Here is a 16,649-nt window from a genome sequence, read left to right as displayed (position 1 = left end):
CTTCCCACGTTGGAGGTCTTTTTTTTTATTTTTCTTGTAACATAATTCTAAAAATGAAGTCTACTAAGTACAATAACATTAAAATTTACACAGCAAAAAAATCAATCATCAATCAATCATCAATCAAACCTAATCCAATGAAATTTTATGTAAGTCTTATAGCATTTGTATGCTTTATGTGGGGAACTACGGCCCAAAATTCCTTTTCTGTTTCCGGAAAGGTAGTAGACAAATCAAACAATTCACCCATTCCTTACGCTACAATCGTAATTAAAAATAAAGACCAGATTATCACCGGCGGAATTACGAACGACAAAGGGGAATTCTCAATTCCAAAAATAAATTCGGGAGCCTACGAATTTGAAGCTCAATTTATTGGTTACAAATCATACACCAACACCATTACTATTGGTACGAATAATCTTGATTTAGGAACTATCTATCTCAGCGAAGATGTTACGGTTTTGGCCGAAGTTGAAGTTGTTGGTGAACGCACTACCATAGAACAAAAAATAGATCGCAAAGTGGTAAATGTGGGGCAAGACCTTATCAATTCAGGGCCATCAGCCTCTGATGTTTTGAACAATATACCTTCGGTAAGTGTAGATGCTCAAAATAACTCGGTTACTTTAAGGGGAAATCCTAATGTACAAATTTTTATTGACGGAAAACCTTCTCAATTGTCGGCATCTCAAGCCTTACAGCAAATTCCTTCTACTTCTATCAAACAGATTGAATTAATTACCAATCCTTCTGCGAAATACAATCCCGAAGGAATGAGTGGAATTATCAATATCATCTTAAAGAAAAATTCCAATTTAGGATTCAATGCCAATATAAATGCTGGAGCCAATTTTGGAGTTACACCCAAAGGAAACGGTTCGTTAGATTTTAATTACCGAATCAATAAATTCAACTTTTACAGTACCTATTCTATCAATCATGGCAGATGGAACAACCGTGGATTTATTGATACCGAAAACCTAACCAATGCCAATAATTCAAATTTAACTCTTTTTAAAATCAACAATACCAATACAAATCATTTTCTAAAAACCGGAGTTGACTTTTACATCAATGATAAGAATACGCTTTCATTTTTTACAAACCAAAACCGAAACACAACCGATGGGTATTTCTTCAATCAGGTTAATTATACCAATGGAGTAAATCCAACACTAATTCAAGTTTTTGAGTCTGAAGTTAAAAGCCGAAACGAAGTTTACAACTTGAGTTACAAATACCAATTTGAAAAACCCCAAAAAACATTTGAATTGGAAGTAAATTACAATATAAACGATCGTCCGGAAGACAGTCAGTTTTATGACGGCAATCGCAATTTGTTACAAACCAATCAAATTGAAACCTTAGGTAAAAATCTTATTGTAAACGCCGATTTTGTGAATCCTTTAGATGAAAAAACCAAATTAGAATTGGGATTGGAAAACCGTTATGATGCTACAGACAACCTTTTTGACCGGGATTTCAATTACTTTTCTGATTTTGATTACAAAAGAAACATAGTGAGTGCATATGCCAATTACGGAAAGCAGAATGAAAAGTGGAGTTACCAATTGGGAGCACGCTTGGAAAACTTTGAAGTTGAAGCTAATTTCAGACGTATAGACGAGCTACCGGGACAATTTAAAGATAAGATTTTTACCGTTTATCCTTCTGCGTTTTTAACGTACAGCGTTTCTGAAAAAGACAATTTGAATTTTAGTTATTCCAGAAGAGTAGACCGACCCAATTTGGGGCAAGTAAACCCAATCCGAAATTGGAGTAGTCCTACCATAGATCAGGAAGGTAATCCGAATTTGAATCCGCAATTTACCAATTCGGTTGAAATCAATTATACCCGGACTACCAAGTTGGGAGCTATTACTTCGGGCGTGTTTTTTAGATACATAAACGACCCTATCACTCAAGTATTTATTCAAAGTCCGTATGACGAAAATAAAAAATTAATGACTTTTGACAATTTCTCCAATGCTACCGAATACGGAATTGAAACTTCGGGGAATTTGAATTTTAAAAAATGGTGGAGTGCCAATTTTGGAGCCGATGTTTATTTTAGAAATGTCACAGGTTTTGTTGAAAATGTAGATTTAGAATTGGTAGAAAAAGAAGTGCTTACCGTTCCTTTCAATGCTCGGATGAATCACAATTTCAATGTATCAAAAAGATTTCGAATCATTTGGTTTACCATGTATCGCAGCGGTGTAGAAGACATTCAATTTAGCAATAAACTCATGTGGAAAACCGATTTGGGTTTTAGATACAGCTTGTTTAAAGACCAAGGTTCTTTGAGTGTTCGATACAATGATATCTTTAATACCATGTATGCTCGTTTTTATGGTGAAAATCCCGATAGAGCCCAAGGTCAATTTCGTTGGGAAAGTAGAATGCTCAACGTAACCTTTAATTACCGATTTGGTTCCGGGAAAAACAGAGCCTTGCAAAGAAAACAAAGAGACGCCAATGAAACTCAAGGTGGCGGAATGTTCTAAAAGTGTAAGTTAGTTATAAAAAAAGCCCGATATGTAATGTATCGGGCTTTTTTTGTAACTTCTATTTTTACCATTTGATGATGACACTCCCCCAAGTAAATCCGCTTCCAAAAGCAGCAAGAACCACCAAATCACCCGATTTGATTTTGCCTTGTTCCCAAGCTTCGGTTAAAGCAATTGGAATAGAGGCAGCCGTTGTGTTGCCATACTTTTGAATGTTATTGTAAACTTGTTCGTCGGTTAATTTGAATTTTTGTTGAATAAACTGAGAAATTCGCAAATTGGCCTGATGCGGAATCAACATATTGATATCCGAAACTTGAAGATTATTAGCCTGTAAACCTTCTTGAATTACTTCACTAAAACGCACTACAGCATGCTTAAACACATACTGACCGTTCATGTAAGGGAAATAACTTTCATCTTCCGGGTTGTTATCTTTTAAAATGTCGGTTACCCAACGTTTCCCCATACCCGGTGCAATAACAGCCAATTCTTCGGCATGCTGTCCCTCGGAATGCAAGTGGGTAGATAAAATACCTTTGCTTAAATCGGTTTCACGGGAAATCACGGCAGCTCCGGCACCATCCCCAAAAATTACCGATACTCCCCTGCCACGGGTGGTCATATCTAAACCATAGGAATGCAATTCTGAACCAATAATCAAAATATTTTGATACATCCCAGTTTTTATGTATTGATCAGCTATAGAAAGAGCATACACAAATCCGGAACATTGATTCCGAATATCTAAGGCACCTACAGTACGCAAACCCAAATCACGTTGTACCAATACTCCGGGTCCCGGAAAATAATAATCGGGGCTTAGAGTTGCAAAAATTACAAAATCAATATCCTCTTTTGAAACACCCGAACGTTCAATTGCAATTTGAGCCGCTTTAACTCCCATAGAGGTAGTTGTATTACCATCGCCTCGCACTACATGACGTCTTTCTTTAATACCCGTTCGTTCTTGAATCCAAGCATCGTTTGTATCAATTATTTGAGATAAATCATCATTAGTAACCACATTTTCGGGCACATAAAAACCGAGCCCTGAAATTTTTGAATGATACATAGAATAATATTTTACTATTTTAAGAGTAACAAATTTAGCAATCTTTTAATTAAGAATCCCTTTTAGGCATTGATTTTTAAAAATTGTTAAAAAAAACTACGGGTTCATCTTTGGCATTTTTATTGTAGGACAAACTATTATATTTTTATTAAGAGAAAACAAACGCTAAAATTGTATATTTGAATTATGAAGGTTGCAAAATTGTACATCACGATTATTTCTCTTTTATTTATGGGAAGTTTGTCTATGCTTGCCCAAATAGACGGAACATCTAAGCCCAAACCTTCGGGTTCCTCGTTTGGCATTACCCCAAGTACAAGTGGCACTTCGATTATAACACCCAAACCAAAGCCGGAAACCGAACGTTCTTCTGCCCCACTTCGTGAAGAAAAAACCATAGACATGACCAAAAATTATGGCTTTGTAAAACCTAAATTTGATGTAAAACCCAATTTGAGCACCGGTACAGAAACCGAAATGAAAGAAGAGTACAAACGCGGCAAATATTTTGGAGATTTTAGAAGTAAAACCAAGTTTATCAAAATCATGTGTCGGGATCACGAAGCGGTTGATGGTGATAAAATACGAATCATAATAAACGATAAAATCATAGAAAACAGTGTCTTTCTCAATAACGGTTTCAGTATTTTTTATTACGAATTGGCACCGGGTTTCAATAACATCGAATTTTTAGCTTTAAACCAAGGAGAATCCGGTCCCAATACAGCCGAATTTGCCATTCAAGACGAATTTGGCAACACAATTATGAGCAATATTTGGAACTTAGCCACCGGAGCTAAAGCCTCTCTCATTATCGTGAAAGAATAAAGTTATTTTTAACAGATTTTTTGAATCTGACTCTGGAATATAATGTATTTTAGTTGTACTAATACTTGAAGTACAACTTATGAAAAAAATTTTTTACGCTTTACTGTTTTTAGGTACCACTACCCTATGGGCACAAGAAAATATTACCTACCAAAAACCTCCTAAAGAAATTTTAGAATTAGCCGATTTTGAAAGAGCACCATCGGTGAATATGGATGTCAAAAAGCAATACATGCTTTTGTCTTACCGAAGTACCTACAAAACATTAGAAGATTTGAGTCAGGACGAAATGAGACTGGGTGGATTGCGAATCAACCCTGCTACCAATATTTCAAGTACGGTAACTTATATAACAAACTTAAAAGTGAGAAAAGTTGCCGAACGCGATGAAATCCAAGTGAAAGGCTTACCCGAAAACCCTAGAATAGCCAACTTGGCTATGGCTCCCAACGAAAAAACCGTTGCTTTTACTCACACCAGTACAAACGGAGTTGAACTTTGGGTTTTGGATTTGGCTTCCGCACAAGCCAAACCTTTAACGGATGCTTCTTTAAATGCCAATATGGGAAGCCCAATCAGTTGGTTTGGAGACAGCCAAACTCTGTTAGTACGTAAATTAGTACCCAACCGACCCAAACTTATTGACCAAAACAAAGATCTCCCCAAAGGTCCAATTGTTTCCAGTGGTGACGGAAGTGTTTCTCAAAACCGTACGTATCAGGATTTATTGAAAAACCCAACAGATGAAAAAAACTTTGAAACTTTGGTAACTTCAGAACTTTTTAAAGTTACCCTAGATGGAAAATCAGAACTATTCAAATCTGCCGACTTATATGCCGGCGAAAGTATTTCTCCCGATGGAAACTTTGTCATGGTAACTACCCTACAGAAGCCATTTTCCTACATAGTACCTTTGAGCAGATTTCCGCAAAAAGTAGTAGTTTATGACAAATTTGGTAAAGAAATTAAAACCGTAAATGAAATTCCACTAACTGAAATTATGCCAAAAGGATTTTCTTCTGTTAGAAAAGGAAAAAGAAATATGAGTTGGAGAACCGACAAACCGGCAACTCTTTACTTTGTAGAAGCTTTAGACGAAGGTGACCAAGCCAAAGACGTTGCCTTTCGGGATGAAGTTTTCTTATGGGAAGCTCCGTTTGAAAACCAACCGAAATCTATTGTAAAAACCAAACAACGTTTTGCCGGAGTAATTTGGGGTAACGACAAAACTGCAATTGTAATGGACAGATGGTACGATACCCGAAATATGAAAACCTATTGGATTAATCCTTCGCAATTTAATGAGAATCCCAAAGTTATTTCAGACCGCAATTACCAAGATATTTATTCAGATCCCGGTACTTTTGAAACACGTAAAAACGAATACGGCAGATATGTATTGGTGCTAGACAATAACAAAACTTATCTCATTGGAGATGGACACACAAAAGAAGGTCAATTTCCATTTGTTGATGAATTTGATTTGAGCACGTTAAAAACCAAACGGGTTTATCAATCTAAATACAAGGATAAAAAAGAAGAAATTCTCTCTATTGAGGATGCCAAAAAAGGGGATGTCTTAGTAATGATTCAATCTAAAAATGAATATCCAAATTATTATTTCAGAAACTTTAAGTCTCAAAAATTAACCCCGATTACCTTCTTTAAAAATCCGTTTGAAAGTATTAAAAACGTACACAAAGAAGTCATAAAATACCAAAGAAAAGACGGTGTTGAATTATCCGGAACCTTATATTTACCTGTAGGTTATGACAAAACTAAGAAAGAAAAATTACCCTTGTTAATTTGGGCTTATCCCGCAGAATTTAAAGATAAAAATTCTGCCGGTCAAAGTGATAAAAACCCTAATGAGTTTACCTTTCCTTACTACGGTTCGTTTGTTTATTGGGTAACCCGCGGATATGCGGTACTAGACGACGCCTCTTTTCCAATTATAGGTGAAGGTACCACAGAACCAAATGACACTTTTATTGAACAACTGGTTGCCAATGCTGAAGCAGCTATCAATGCAGTAGATAAGTTGGGTTATATTGACCGAAATCGTGTGGGAGTTGGCGGCCATTCGTATGGAGCATTTATGACCGCTAATTTATTAACCCATTCCAATTTATTTGCTTGTGGAATTGCTCGTAGTGGAGCATACAACCGAACTTTGACTCCATTTGGTTTTCAAAGCGAGCAGCGAAATTATTGGGATGTTCCCGAAGTTTATAATGGTATGTCTCCTTTTATGAACGCTCATAAAATGAAAACCCCCTTACTATTGACTCACGGAGAAGCCGATAACAATCCTGGAACATTCACTTTGCAAACCGAACGCTATTTTCAAGCTTTAAAAGGATTGGGTGCTCCGGTTCGAATGGTTATCCTTCCCAAAGAAAGTCACAGTTACACTGCCAAAGACAACATTTTGCACTTATTGTGGGAACAAGATCAATTTTTGGAAAAACACCTAAAAGGAAAACAATAACACTAGTAAACCCCGATAAACTATCGGGGTTTATTTTTGAATCACATAGCCACGGGTTCCCGTTTCTAAAAAATCGGCATGTTCAAAATATAAAATGCCCGAATCGAATTGGGCTTGAACTAAATAATACCCACCTCTAAAATAAGACTGCACAACTTCTATTTGCACCTCTCCTACAAGGGAAAAAGCCAATTGGTGTGGGTATAAAAACAACTCCTCCTCCGTATGAAAACAATGAGAGGGAAATTTAGAAACTTCTCCAAAAAGTGAAGCTGTATAAAAGGTCTCAGGCTTACTGTAAATCTCTTTTGTAGAACCTTGAATCCATAAATTTCCCTCTTTTAAAACCAAAATCTCATCCGCAAAAGAAAGTATGTCAGTACTGTCGTGTGTAGCAACTAATGTGGTAATTTGCTTTTTTTTCAAATACGCAAATAATTTGCGTCGTAACGAATGTTTTCGAAACGAATCAATATGACTGAAAGGCTCATCCAGCAATAAAACTTCGGGTTCTAATGCCAAGACTCTTGCCAAAGCAACTCGTTGCATTTGACCCCCGCTCAAAAACTTTGCTTTTACATGAGCATAATCAGACATCTCTACCAATTCTAAAAGTTCTGCTGTGCGTTGTTTTTTTTCTTCCGGAAAAAAATTAGAAAGATATTTCCCTACATTTTCAGCCACTGTAATAAAAGGCATTAAATCAAAATCTTGGGCCAAATATTTCATGTAAGGCATACCGGGAATCAAATGATATTTGGGCCCTAAAACCTGTTGGTTTTTCCAAAAAATATGCCCCTTGTCTGCATCATACAATCCATAAATCAATTTTAAGAGAGTGCTTTTACCACATCCACTTTCGCCGATTACGGCCAATAATTGTCCGGTCTCTAATTCAAAAGATAAATTTGAGAGTGTAACTTGATTGAGATATGAGAATTGAAGTTGCTGAACTTGTAACATAAGGTAAATTAAACTGCAAAACTACAAAGATTATTGCTAAGAAAAAGAGCCGTCTTCAAACGTGGAAAACAGCTCTTTTCAACCTAACCAATAAATAAACAAACTAACATATCAACTACATCGAGCTGATACAATATTTTTCAAAGTCCTTAGTATGAACTCTAGCCTTCAAATCATGTAATAGATTATACAACCCAAAAAACGTTCGGTTTATGTATAAAAAGTGTTTAGACCCTCTATTCCCATTCATCTTACGCAATTGGGTATCTTTGGAAAACTCTTCACCCATTTTGGCAATCTTTCCGAAAAAGATTTCATCCGAAAAATCAAAGAAATCACCGTGAAACGGTTGGGTAAACAAACTCAACAATTGATGAAACAACTGCGTGAAATAGGCTATTTCTTTAGGTGAGTCGTCTGCACGTAAAATTTCTAATTCAAATAACTTTTCGTGGAATAATTGGGGATTATTAATCACTTCCGGTTGAGCCAATTCAAAATAAGGTTTATAAAATTCTTCAGGAACTTGCTTAATACAACCAAAATCAATGGCAATTAAATGAGCATTCTCATCTACCAAAAAATTTCCGGGATGCGGATCGGCATGCACCTGACGTAATACATGCATTTGATACATGTAAAAGTCCCACATCGCTTGGCCCAATTGATCCCCTTTTTCACGATTGGTATTGTGGGCTGTAAATTCAGACAAATGCTCGCCTTCCATCCAATCCATAGTTAAAATTCGTTGGGAAGAAAGTTCTTTATAATATTTGGGAAAACGCAAGTGAGGAATAGCAGAACAAGCTTCAGCGATATATTGCCCTTGTTTTAATTCCAATTCATAATCGGTTTCTTCTAGTAATTTATGTTCAACCTCCTTGAAATATTTTTCAGAATCTTTTCCTTGGAGGTTGAACATTTTAATAGCAAAAGGCTTCACAATTGCTAAGTCTGAACTAATACTCTCCGCTACACCGGGGTATTGAATTTTCACAGCAAGATTTTTCCCATCCTTTGCAGCTTTGTGCACCTGTCCGATGCTGGCTGCATTAATAGAATCCGGTGTAAACGAATCGTATAGTTGTTCAGGATATTTTCCTAAATAATTTTTAAAAGTCTTACGTACCAAAGGGGCACTTAGTGGCGGAACCGAAAATTGAGCCAACGAAAACTTTTCTACATAAGCTTTGGGCATAATATTCTTTTCCATACTAAGCATTTGAGCTACTTTCAAAGCACTCCCCTTCAAATTTTTGAGTCCGTCGTAAATATCCTCTGCATTGTTTTCATTCAATTTGTCTTTGGTCAAACCGGGGTTTATTACTTTTTCGCCATAATACGCAATATAATTGCCGCCTACTTTCAAACCGGTTTTGACTAGTTGTCCGGCACGTTCAATTTTATGGGTTGGTATTTTGTCTAATGTTTTCATAGTTTTTTGGGCGTATTCCGCCTTTGGGGAACCGATTTATTCGCGGTAAGTCCAACTTTGTCGTTCTTGTTTTATTTGGACTTTTCACTTCTATTCCTCACACGAATAAGTTCAGTTAATTAAATTTTTCTTTCCAAACAAATTTGCCTAAATCAAAAAGACTCTCAACAGGGGTAGTATCAATAAAATCAAAAGTAGCTTTAACCGCTTTTTCAATCATGACATCTGTTTTTTCAAATCCTTTGGAAGTATCGTCTAACCAAAATTTCAATATAAATAAGAACTCCACCCAGATTCCTTCAGCAAACAAAGGTTTTAACACTTTGTTCAATCGCATGTCGCGTTCAGAAGTTTCGGTTTCTACTATATCTACGATAAAACTTTTGAAATGGTTTCGAAAAGTTTTCATTTGATGTAAATTTTGCAAAACGTTTTTAGAATCTCTCAAGGCAAAACACACATAACTTCTGTTGAGATTAAGAACTTCAACAAGTGTAAAATACAGGGTGAGCACCTTGTCTTTTTGAGAATAAGTAAGGTAATTGGCGTCTGATTCTAAAGTTTGTTTGGCATTTTCAAATAACTTCAACCAAATATCTTGTTTTAAGGCATCTAGCGAACCATAGTAAGAATAGAAATCGGTTTCTTCAATTTTATTTTCTTTACAAAATGTATAAACATTTTTGGGCTCTTCATTTTGTGACAATACCGAATCCATGTAAAGCGTGATGATAGAAGTATCTGATACTAGCTTCTTTTTTGATGCGGATTTTTTAGTTGCAGTCATAATTAATTACTTAGACTGTAAAGGTAATAATTTGTTTAACTTTTTTAAAATTATTTTAAACAAAATTATGTTAAAAATATTTCAAAAAAGAAAGGGTCTTCAAAAATGAAGACCCAATCCTACCAAAAAACTAAATACAGAATTATTTATTCACCTCTTTTTCTGCGTCTTTGATCATATTCTGATTGGCGGTTATTGCAAATTCAACTCTTCTGTTTTTACTTCTACCCTCTACTGTAGCGTTATCACCAATAGGATCGTTTATACCCATTCCTATAGTTTGAAAACGAGAGGCCACTAAACCTTTTGATGCTAAATAAGTTCGCACAGAAGCTGCACGTTGTTCGGATAATTTTTGATTAAACTCTACACTTCCGGTACTATCTGTATAGCCATAGATAACAATATCGGTATCGGCATAACTTTGAAAAACGGGCACCAGTTTATCTAAATTGGCTCGAGCCTGAGCCGTCAAAGTAGATTTTCCGGTTTCAAAACGAACGGCATTTTCTCCTAAAACGAGTTTTATCCCTTCGCCTACGCGTTCTACCTCAGCACCGGGTAACGCTTGCTCAATCTCTCGGGCTTGTTTATCCATTTTGTTCCCAATAACTCCACCTACTGTTCCTCCTACTACACCCCCTAAAACAGCACCCAAAGCTCCATTACCCCCTTTACCTACATTGTTACCAATAACACCTCCAATAACCGCTCCGGCTACAGCACCAATTCCGGCACCACGTTGTGTATTATTAGTGTTTTTAACGGACTCGCAACTATTGAAAATCCAAAAACCTATTAGCATTACAGCTAAAACAAAACTTCCCTTTTTCATAACATCTATTATTTCGTTCGTTCAAATTGATATACAACCTCAGCTGAATTACCACCTACATTTATTCGATCAACCAATTGAAAACGGTTTTCTGATGAATTCGCAACTTTAAGCACATACCCTTCGCGAACTCTTTTAGCTTTGACATCTGCCCCTAAAACCTTCATCACAAAATTACCTTCTTGATTTACATACCAAGTAAGCGGTGAAGCAAAAGAAGGACAACCCGATCGGGTTAAGGCCATTTCACCTTTATTATTATTGGAAACCAACTTCCAAGTACTTCCTACAAAACATTGAGAGTCGGCAATTTCAAAGGAAGTTACTTTTATCACATCAGACCCCGGATAGGTTACCGAAGTAATGACCCAATTTCCTTTTAAGGCTACTTCCGCTTTCGTATCCAATTTTTGAGAAGAACTTGTTTTACATCCCAAAACTCCCATTAACATCAAAAAAACGATTCCAATTTTTTTCATAACTACGATTCAGAATTACAAGTACAAAGATAAGAGGTTCAAATAAAAAGTAAAAATCTAAAACCTTAAAATTTTGTAGAACTTGTACTACGTCAAAATGTCAGTTATTTACTTTTGGTATTGCTTTTGATTACCCGTCTACCAAAATGTTTAACTTAAAATTCAAAATATGACAACCGGAAAAATTAATGTTTCTGTGGAAAACATCTTTCCTTTAATCAAAAAATTTCTATATAGTGATCACGAGATTTTCTTGCGTGAATTGGTTTCAAATGCTACCGATGCAACTTTAAAACTAAAACATTTAACTTCAATTGGTGAAGCCAAAGTAGAATATGGCAATCCAAAAATTGAAGTAAAAATCGATAAGGAAAACAAAAAGTTACATATTATCGACCAAGGCTTGGGTATGACTGCCGAAGAAGTGGAAAAGTACATCAACCAAGTGGCGTTCTCCGGTGCTGAAGAATTTTTGGAAAAATATAAAGATTCTGCTAAAGATTCAGGTATCATTGGTCATTTCGGACTTGGTTTTTACTCGGCTTTCATGGTAGCTTCCAAAGTGGAAATTATCACCAAATCGTATAAAGACGAACCGGCTGCTCATTGGACCTGTGATGGTAGTCCTGAATTTACGTTAGTTCCACACAACAAAACCGAACGTGGAACCGAAATCATTCTTCACATTGCTGAGGATTCATTAGAATTTTTGGAAGATTTTAAAATCCGTGAATTGTTGAAAAAATACAACAAATTCATGCCGGTGCCCATTAAATTCGGAACTAAAAAAGAAACGCTTCCCAAACCGGAAAATGCTCCGGAAGACTATAAAGCAGAGGAAATTGAAGTTGACAACATCATCAACAACCCTACTCCGGCTTGGACCAAAGCTCCAACAGAATTAAAGGATGAAGATTACAAAGACTTCTATCGGGAATTGTACCCCATGCAATTTGAAGACCCGTTGTTCAGCATTCATTTAAATGTAGATTATCCGTTTAATTTGACCGGAATTTTATATTTCCCCAAAATGTCGGCGGATTTACAAATTCAAAAAGACAAAATTCAATTGTACCAAAATCAGGTTTTTGTAACCGATAATGTGGAAGGCATTGTTCCTGAATTTTTAGTGATGCTTCGCGGAGTGATCGACTCTCCGGATATTCCGTTGAATGTGTCGCGTTCCTATTTGCAATCGGATGGTAATGTGAAAAAGATTTCCAACTACATTACACGTAAAGTTGCCGATAAATTGAAATCGTTATTCAACGAAAACCGAGAAGATTTTGAACAAAAATGGAACGACATCAAAATCGTTTTGGAATACGGAATGCTTTCGGAACCTAAATTCTATGAAAAAGCAGGCGATTTTGTGTTGTATCCTACCGTAGACGAGAAGTATTTCACCTTAACTGAATTAAAGGATAAAATCAGTGCCAATCAAACCGATAAAAACGGAAAATTGGTGGTGTTATATGCATCGAACAAAGAAGCACAACACAGTTACATTGACATTGCTAAAGAAAAAGGCTATGAAGTATTGTTGTTAGACAGTCCGATTGTTTCACACTTGATTCAAAAATTGGAAGCTGACAATGAAAACTTGACGTTTGTGCGTGTCGATTCAGATCACATTGACAAATTGATCCAAAAAGAAGATACTCAGATTTCAAAATTATCGGAAGAAGAATCAACAAAACTGAAAACGGTTTTAGAAGAATTGGTTCCCAAAGCAACGTATACCGTTCAATTGGAAGCCATGGACAGCAATGCTGCACCTTTCATGATTACCCAACCGGAATTCATGCGACGCATGAAAGAAATGAGTCAAACCGGTGGTGGCGGAATGTTTGGTTTGGGTAATTTTCCGGAAATGTATAATTTGGTGGTGAATACCAATTCGAATTTGGCAACCACTATTTTGAATACCGAAGACAAATCGGCACAAGAGCATTTGGTAAAACAAGCGATGGACTTAGCCAAAATCTCGCAAGGATTATTGAAAGGCGAAGAATTGACAGCTTTTGTGAAGCGAAGTTTTGAGATGATTAAATAGTATTAAGTATTAAGACGGAAGTATTAAGTATTAAGATTAAACCTGTGAGTGGAAACTTGCAGGTTTTTTTTACGACATTATTGTGATTTAAAATTTGTATTTTAGTGAACTATTTCAATTTTTTTGAAAGATAATTTATGATAAAGTACTATTTTATAATTTTGATATTATTTTGTTCTTGTTCACACAAAACAACAATACATTGTTATAACGAAGCTACAAAAAACATCATCTATAAAGGTGTCGTCAATCCCTTGAATATTTCATCAAATAAAAAAATAATATCGATTACTTCTGATTATGGAATTTTAGAAAAAGGGGGTACTAACGAAAAATACAATATAATTACCAATCAATCAGAATCTCTATTTGTAGAAATTAAAACAAAAAACAAATCCGAAAAATTTCATTTTAGAGTAACAGAAATTCCTGAACCCATTATAAATTTCAACCGCCCGGTTCAAAATAATGAAATCAAAATTGATGATTTTAAAACCATAAAAAACATTACTTACTATATTCCTGAAATTGCGATTGATGTTTCCTTTAAAACTAGAAGTTTAGAAATTATTCGAATATCAAAAGATAATTTAGTTTTTAAAGAAACATGTCAAATAATTGATTCAAAATTGATTCCATTAGCCGAAGTGGGAGACATTTATATTTTCAATAATGTTCAAATTGAAATTGGTGATAGTGAAAATGTAGTCGTAAAGAATGAAATTCTAAAAATTATTGAATAATGAACAAAGTTTAACGAACTTTGAACCTGAAACTTGTAACCTGAAACCTGAAACCTGACACCAGCCCAAAAGGCGACTAGCGAAGCAAACCTGAAACAAAAAAATGACACTAACCATCGACACTCCCGCTCTACTCTTTTCGGCCACTTCATTGATTTTATTGGCTTATACCAATCGCTTTTTAACGATTGCTCAAATTGTGCGGGGTCTAAAAAAGACGTACGACGAAAAAGAAAACAAGAGCATCTTGATTGAAATTGCCAATTTAAATCTGCGGTTAACGTTGATTCGCTATATGCAATTGGCCGGGGTTCTCAGCTTATTTCTCTCGGTTTTTGCTATGTTGATGCTTTTTTTCGAATACCAACTGCCTGGTATTGTTCTTTTTGGTGGAAGTTTGCTCATGTTACTCATTTCCCTTGGCATTTCTTTTTGGGAAATTAGTATTTCTGTGAAAGCCCTACGTGTACATCTTAAAGATTTAGTAGATTAGAAGGCATTGATTACTCCCAAATAAATAGGCATTCCTATAGTAATATTAAAAGGGAACGTTACGGCTAATGCCATCGGTACGAAAATCCCGGGATTGGCTTTGGGTACAGCCATTTTCATGGCAGCGGGAACCGCAATATAAGAGGCACTTGCGGCTAAAACGGCAAACATAAACCGATCACCCACCGATTCCGTAACAAAGCCACTCAAAATTGCGACAAGAGTACCATTTACCAAAGGAATTATGATGGCAAACAAAGCTGTAAACCATCCGCCTTTTAAAAAATCGCCTATTTTCTTTCCGCACACAATGCCCATATCCAACAAGAAAATAGCTAAAAATCCTTTGAAAATATCGGTTGTAAAAGGTTTAATCCCCATGGCTTCTTTGTCACTGGTTAAAAATCCGATAATTAAACTCCCAAGAATCAAAAAAACACTACCATTGGTGAATGAATGTTTTACAATAGAACCCATTTTTCCGTTACACGAATCTTTAGGTCCAAATAAGCGAATGAGAATTACTCCTACAATGATAGCCGGAGCTTCCATCAAAGCCATAACCGCAACCATATGTCCATCAAACGGAATGGATTGAATTTCTAAAAAAGAGACTGCGGTTACAAACGTTACGGCACTTACAGAACCATAGGCAGCCGCAATTGCCCCTGAATTTTCAACAGACAATTTTCGTTTTAGAATAAAAAAAGTATATACCGGAATCGCAACTGCTACTAAAATTCCAAACAGCAATGCCCAAAGAATCGAGAGATTAAGTTCGCTATGCACCAACTCTTGACCCCCTTTAAACCCAATAGAAAACAAAAGATACAGCGAAATAAACTTGGAAGAATTATTCGGAATTTCCAAATCGCTTTTTACCCGTACCGCAATTATCCCTAAAACAAAAAACAATAAAGCAGGATTGGTAAGATTCTCAAGTAGTAAATTCAAATTCATACACAAAATACATTTTTAGAAGTATAATGGGTTTCGGTAATACTAGCACGCTTTAGTCTATCATTCAAAGCCCGTCCTAGTCCTTCATCGGGGAAAGGTTCTATTAAAAGCAAATCAAATCCTTTTTTATCCATACGATGTAAAGTATCGTATAAATGCCTTGCCGCCTCTTCTAAGGAACCCATCTCAGATAAAATTTCGGTACAATAGGGTAGTTTAAAGTCTCTTTTTTGAAAAAGAATTAGCCCTACATTTTGTCCCAGTAGTTGCTGTGCTAACGACTCAATTTGCGGTGTCAATACCAATGGAGTTTGAGGAGCATAATGCTTGCTAAGCATTCCCGGGGCTTTGGGGTGGTCTTCAGCATGGGTTTTTAAACTTACTTTTCCGACCACCGATTCCAAAGCTTCGAGAGTGATTGAACCCAATCGATAAACTACTAACTCATTATTTTCAAAACCAACTATGGTAGATTCTATTCCAAAATCACAAGGACCCCCATCCAGTATAACCTCCAAATCTTTTTTAAAATAAGAAAAAACATGCTGTGCTGTTGTGGGACTTATAGACCCAAACGGATTAGCACTGGGAGCTGCAAGGGGAACGCCTACCTTTTGCAACAACTCCAAAGTTAAAGGATGATTAGGCATACGAACGGCAACAGTAGAACGGCCCGCTGTAATATAATCGGATATTGAGGGATGTTTTTCCAAAATAAAAGTAAGTGGTCCCGGCCAAAAGTGGGCGGCCAATTCATACACCTTGTCCGGAATGTTTACAGCTACACGTTGTAAAGAAGCCACAGCATCTATATGAACGATTAAAGGATTGTAATAGGGTCTGTTTTTCAATTCGAAAATAGTGCGTAATGCTTTATCACTATATATACTACCGGCCAAACCGTAAACTGTTTCGGTTGGGATGGCAACCACTTTTTCGCGTTGCAAGTAAAAAGCCGCTTTTTTAGTAGAACGAGTAACTATTTTAATCAT

Annotated in this window: 14 protein-coding genes; 6 read left to right on the top strand and 8 right to left on the bottom strand. The window is 36.1% G+C overall.

Going from position 1 to position 16,649, the window contains the following annotated elements; all coding sequences use genetic code 11:
- The first annotated feature begins 53 nt into the window (after positions 1 to 53).
- Positions 54 to 2,510 (top strand): outer membrane beta-barrel family protein, encoded by a 2,457-nt coding sequence (locus V7M80_RS09455; protein ID WP_333695642.1) that lies wholly within the window; start codon positions 54 to 56, stop codon positions 2,508 to 2,510.
- Between the two features lie 67 nt (positions 2,511 to 2,577).
- Here V7M80_RS09455 and V7M80_RS09450 read toward each other — a convergent pair whose 3' ends face one another.
- The gene (locus tag V7M80_RS09450; RefSeq protein ID WP_333695641.1) at positions 2,578 to 3,588 is read right to left on the bottom strand and encodes a 3-oxoacyl-ACP synthase III family protein; all 1,011 of its coding nucleotides are present in this window, start codon (positions 3,586 to 3,588) and stop codon (positions 2,578 to 2,580) included.
- 186 nt (positions 3,589 to 3,774) lie between these two features.
- Here V7M80_RS09450 and V7M80_RS09445 point away from each other — a divergent pair, with 186 nt between their 5' ends.
- Complete coding sequence (locus tag V7M80_RS09445; RefSeq protein ID WP_333695640.1) at positions 3,775 to 4,416, top strand: hypothetical protein; 642 nt, start codon at positions 3,775 to 3,777, stop codon at positions 4,414 to 4,416.
- 79 nt (positions 4,417 to 4,495) lie between these two features.
- A complete protein-coding gene (locus tag V7M80_RS09440; protein WP_333695639.1) occupies positions 4,496 to 6,907 on the top strand; it encodes an alpha/beta hydrolase family protein in 2,412 nt (803 codons plus the stop codon).
- 30 nt (positions 6,908 to 6,937) lie between these two features.
- Here the strand turns inward: V7M80_RS09440 and V7M80_RS09435 are convergent, their stop codons facing one another.
- The 5 genes from V7M80_RS09435 to V7M80_RS09415 all read right to left on the bottom strand — a co-directional run bounded on the left by V7M80_RS09435 (position 6,938) and on the right by V7M80_RS09415 (position 11,406).
- A complete protein-coding gene (locus tag V7M80_RS09435; protein WP_333695638.1) occupies positions 6,938 to 7,870 on the bottom strand; it encodes an ABC transporter ATP-binding protein in 933 nt (310 codons plus the stop codon).
- Between the two features lie 115 nt (positions 7,871 to 7,985).
- On the bottom strand, positions 7,986 to 9,305 hold the full coding sequence (locus V7M80_RS09430; RefSeq protein WP_333695637.1) for an ABC1 kinase family protein: 1,320 nt from the start codon (positions 9,303 to 9,305) through the stop codon (positions 7,986 to 7,988).
- Between the two features lie 115 nt (positions 9,306 to 9,420).
- On the bottom strand, positions 9,421 to 10,092 hold the full coding sequence (locus V7M80_RS09425) for a TetR family transcriptional regulator C-terminal domain-containing protein (protein WP_333695636.1): 672 nt from the start codon (positions 10,090 to 10,092) through the stop codon (positions 9,421 to 9,423).
- Positions 10,093 to 10,234: 142 nt separating this feature from the next.
- Positions 10,235 to 10,927 carry an OmpA family protein gene (locus tag V7M80_RS09420; protein WP_333695635.1) on the bottom strand — a complete coding sequence of 231 codons (693 nt, stop codon included), beginning with the start codon at positions 10,925 to 10,927 and terminating at the stop codon, positions 10,235 to 10,237.
- 8 nt (positions 10,928 to 10,935) lie between these two features.
- Positions 10,936 to 11,406, bottom strand: coding sequence for a hypothetical protein (locus V7M80_RS09415; protein ID WP_333695634.1), 471 nt, complete (start codon positions 11,404 to 11,406; stop codon positions 10,936 to 10,938).
- Between the two features lie 169 nt (positions 11,407 to 11,575).
- On the opposite strand from V7M80_RS09415, the gene htpG reads away from it, so the two are divergent.
- From htpG to V7M80_RS09400, 3 genes are all read left to right on the top strand, one after another.
- Positions 11,576 to 13,462, top strand: coding sequence for a molecular chaperone HtpG (gene htpG, locus V7M80_RS09410; RefSeq protein WP_333695633.1), 1,887 nt, complete (start codon positions 11,576 to 11,578; stop codon positions 13,460 to 13,462).
- A 137-nt stretch (positions 13,463 to 13,599) separates the two neighbouring features.
- The gene (locus V7M80_RS09405) at positions 13,600 to 14,205 is read left to right on the top strand and encodes a hypothetical protein (RefSeq protein WP_333695632.1); all 606 of its coding nucleotides are present in this window, start codon (positions 13,600 to 13,602) and stop codon (positions 14,203 to 14,205) included.
- 103 nt (positions 14,206 to 14,308) lie between these two features.
- The gene (locus V7M80_RS09400) at positions 14,309 to 14,698 is read left to right on the top strand and encodes a DUF2721 domain-containing protein (protein ID WP_333695631.1); all 390 of its coding nucleotides are present in this window, start codon (positions 14,309 to 14,311) and stop codon (positions 14,696 to 14,698) included.
- Here the strand turns inward: V7M80_RS09400 and V7M80_RS09395 are convergent.
- Positions 14,695 to 15,657: a sodium-dependent bicarbonate transport family permease gene (locus tag V7M80_RS09395; protein ID WP_333695630.1), complete on the bottom strand. Its 963-nt coding sequence runs from the start codon at positions 15,655 to 15,657 to the stop codon at positions 14,695 to 14,697. The genes V7M80_RS09400 and V7M80_RS09395 overlap by 4 nt on opposite strands.
- Positions 15,654 to 16,649, bottom strand: coding sequence for an L-threonylcarbamoyladenylate synthase (locus V7M80_RS09390; protein ID WP_333695629.1), 996 nt, complete (start codon positions 16,647 to 16,649; stop codon positions 15,654 to 15,656). The genes V7M80_RS09395 and V7M80_RS09390 overlap by 4 nt, the downstream gene beginning before the upstream one ends.

This window comes from Flavobacterium sp., assembly GCF_036759525.1.
Taxonomy (GTDB): domain Bacteria; phylum Bacteroidota; class Bacteroidia; order Flavobacteriales; family Flavobacteriaceae; genus Flavobacterium.
Note: the sequence above shows the minus strand (reverse complement) of the source record. Positions and strands in the feature narration are given on the sequence as shown.

Excerpts from the sequence above, each read along its gene's own strand:
- V7M80_RS09455 (WP_333695642.1), top strand. The coding sequence starts at position 54 with ATGAAGTCTACTAAGTACAATAACATTAAAATTTACACAGCAAAAAAA.
- V7M80_RS09450 (WP_333695641.1), bottom strand. The coding sequence starts at position 3,588 with ATGTATCATTCAAAAATTTCAGGGCTCGGTTTTTATGTGCCCGAAAAT.
- V7M80_RS09445 (WP_333695640.1), top strand. The coding sequence starts at position 3,775 with ATGAAGGTTGCAAAATTGTACATCACGATTATTTCTCTTTTATTTATG.
- V7M80_RS09440 (WP_333695639.1), top strand. The coding sequence starts at position 4,496 with ATGAAAAAAATTTTTTACGCTTTACTGTTTTTAGGTACCACTACCCTA.
- V7M80_RS09435 (WP_333695638.1), bottom strand. The coding sequence starts at position 7,870 with ATGTTACAAGTTCAGCAACTTCAATTCTCATATCTCAATCAAGTTACA.
- V7M80_RS09430 (WP_333695637.1), bottom strand. The coding sequence starts at position 9,305 with ATGAAAACATTAGACAAAATACCAACCCATAAAATTGAACGTGCCGGA.
- V7M80_RS09425 (WP_333695636.1), bottom strand. The coding sequence starts at position 10,092 with ATGACTGCAACTAAAAAATCCGCATCAAAAAAGAAGCTAGTATCAGAT.
- V7M80_RS09420 (WP_333695635.1), bottom strand. The coding sequence starts at position 10,927 with ATGAAAAAGGGAAGTTTTGTTTTAGCTGTAATGCTAATAGGTTTTTGG.
- V7M80_RS09415 (WP_333695634.1), bottom strand. The coding sequence starts at position 11,406 with ATGAAAAAAATTGGAATCGTTTTTTTGATGTTAATGGGAGTTTTGGGA.
- htpG (WP_333695633.1), top strand. The coding sequence starts at position 11,576 with ATGACAACCGGAAAAATTAATGTTTCTGTGGAAAACATCTTTCCTTTA.
- V7M80_RS09405 (WP_333695632.1), top strand. The coding sequence starts at position 13,600 with ATGATAAAGTACTATTTTATAATTTTGATATTATTTTGTTCTTGTTCA.
- V7M80_RS09400 (WP_333695631.1), top strand. The coding sequence starts at position 14,309 with ATGACACTAACCATCGACACTCCCGCTCTACTCTTTTCGGCCACTTCA.
- V7M80_RS09395 (WP_333695630.1), bottom strand. The coding sequence starts at position 15,657 with ATGAATTTGAATTTACTACTTGAGAATCTTACCAATCCTGCTTTATTG.
- V7M80_RS09390 (WP_333695629.1), bottom strand. The coding sequence starts at position 16,649 with ATGATTAAAATAGTTACTCGTTCTACTAAAAAAGCGGCTTTTTACTTG.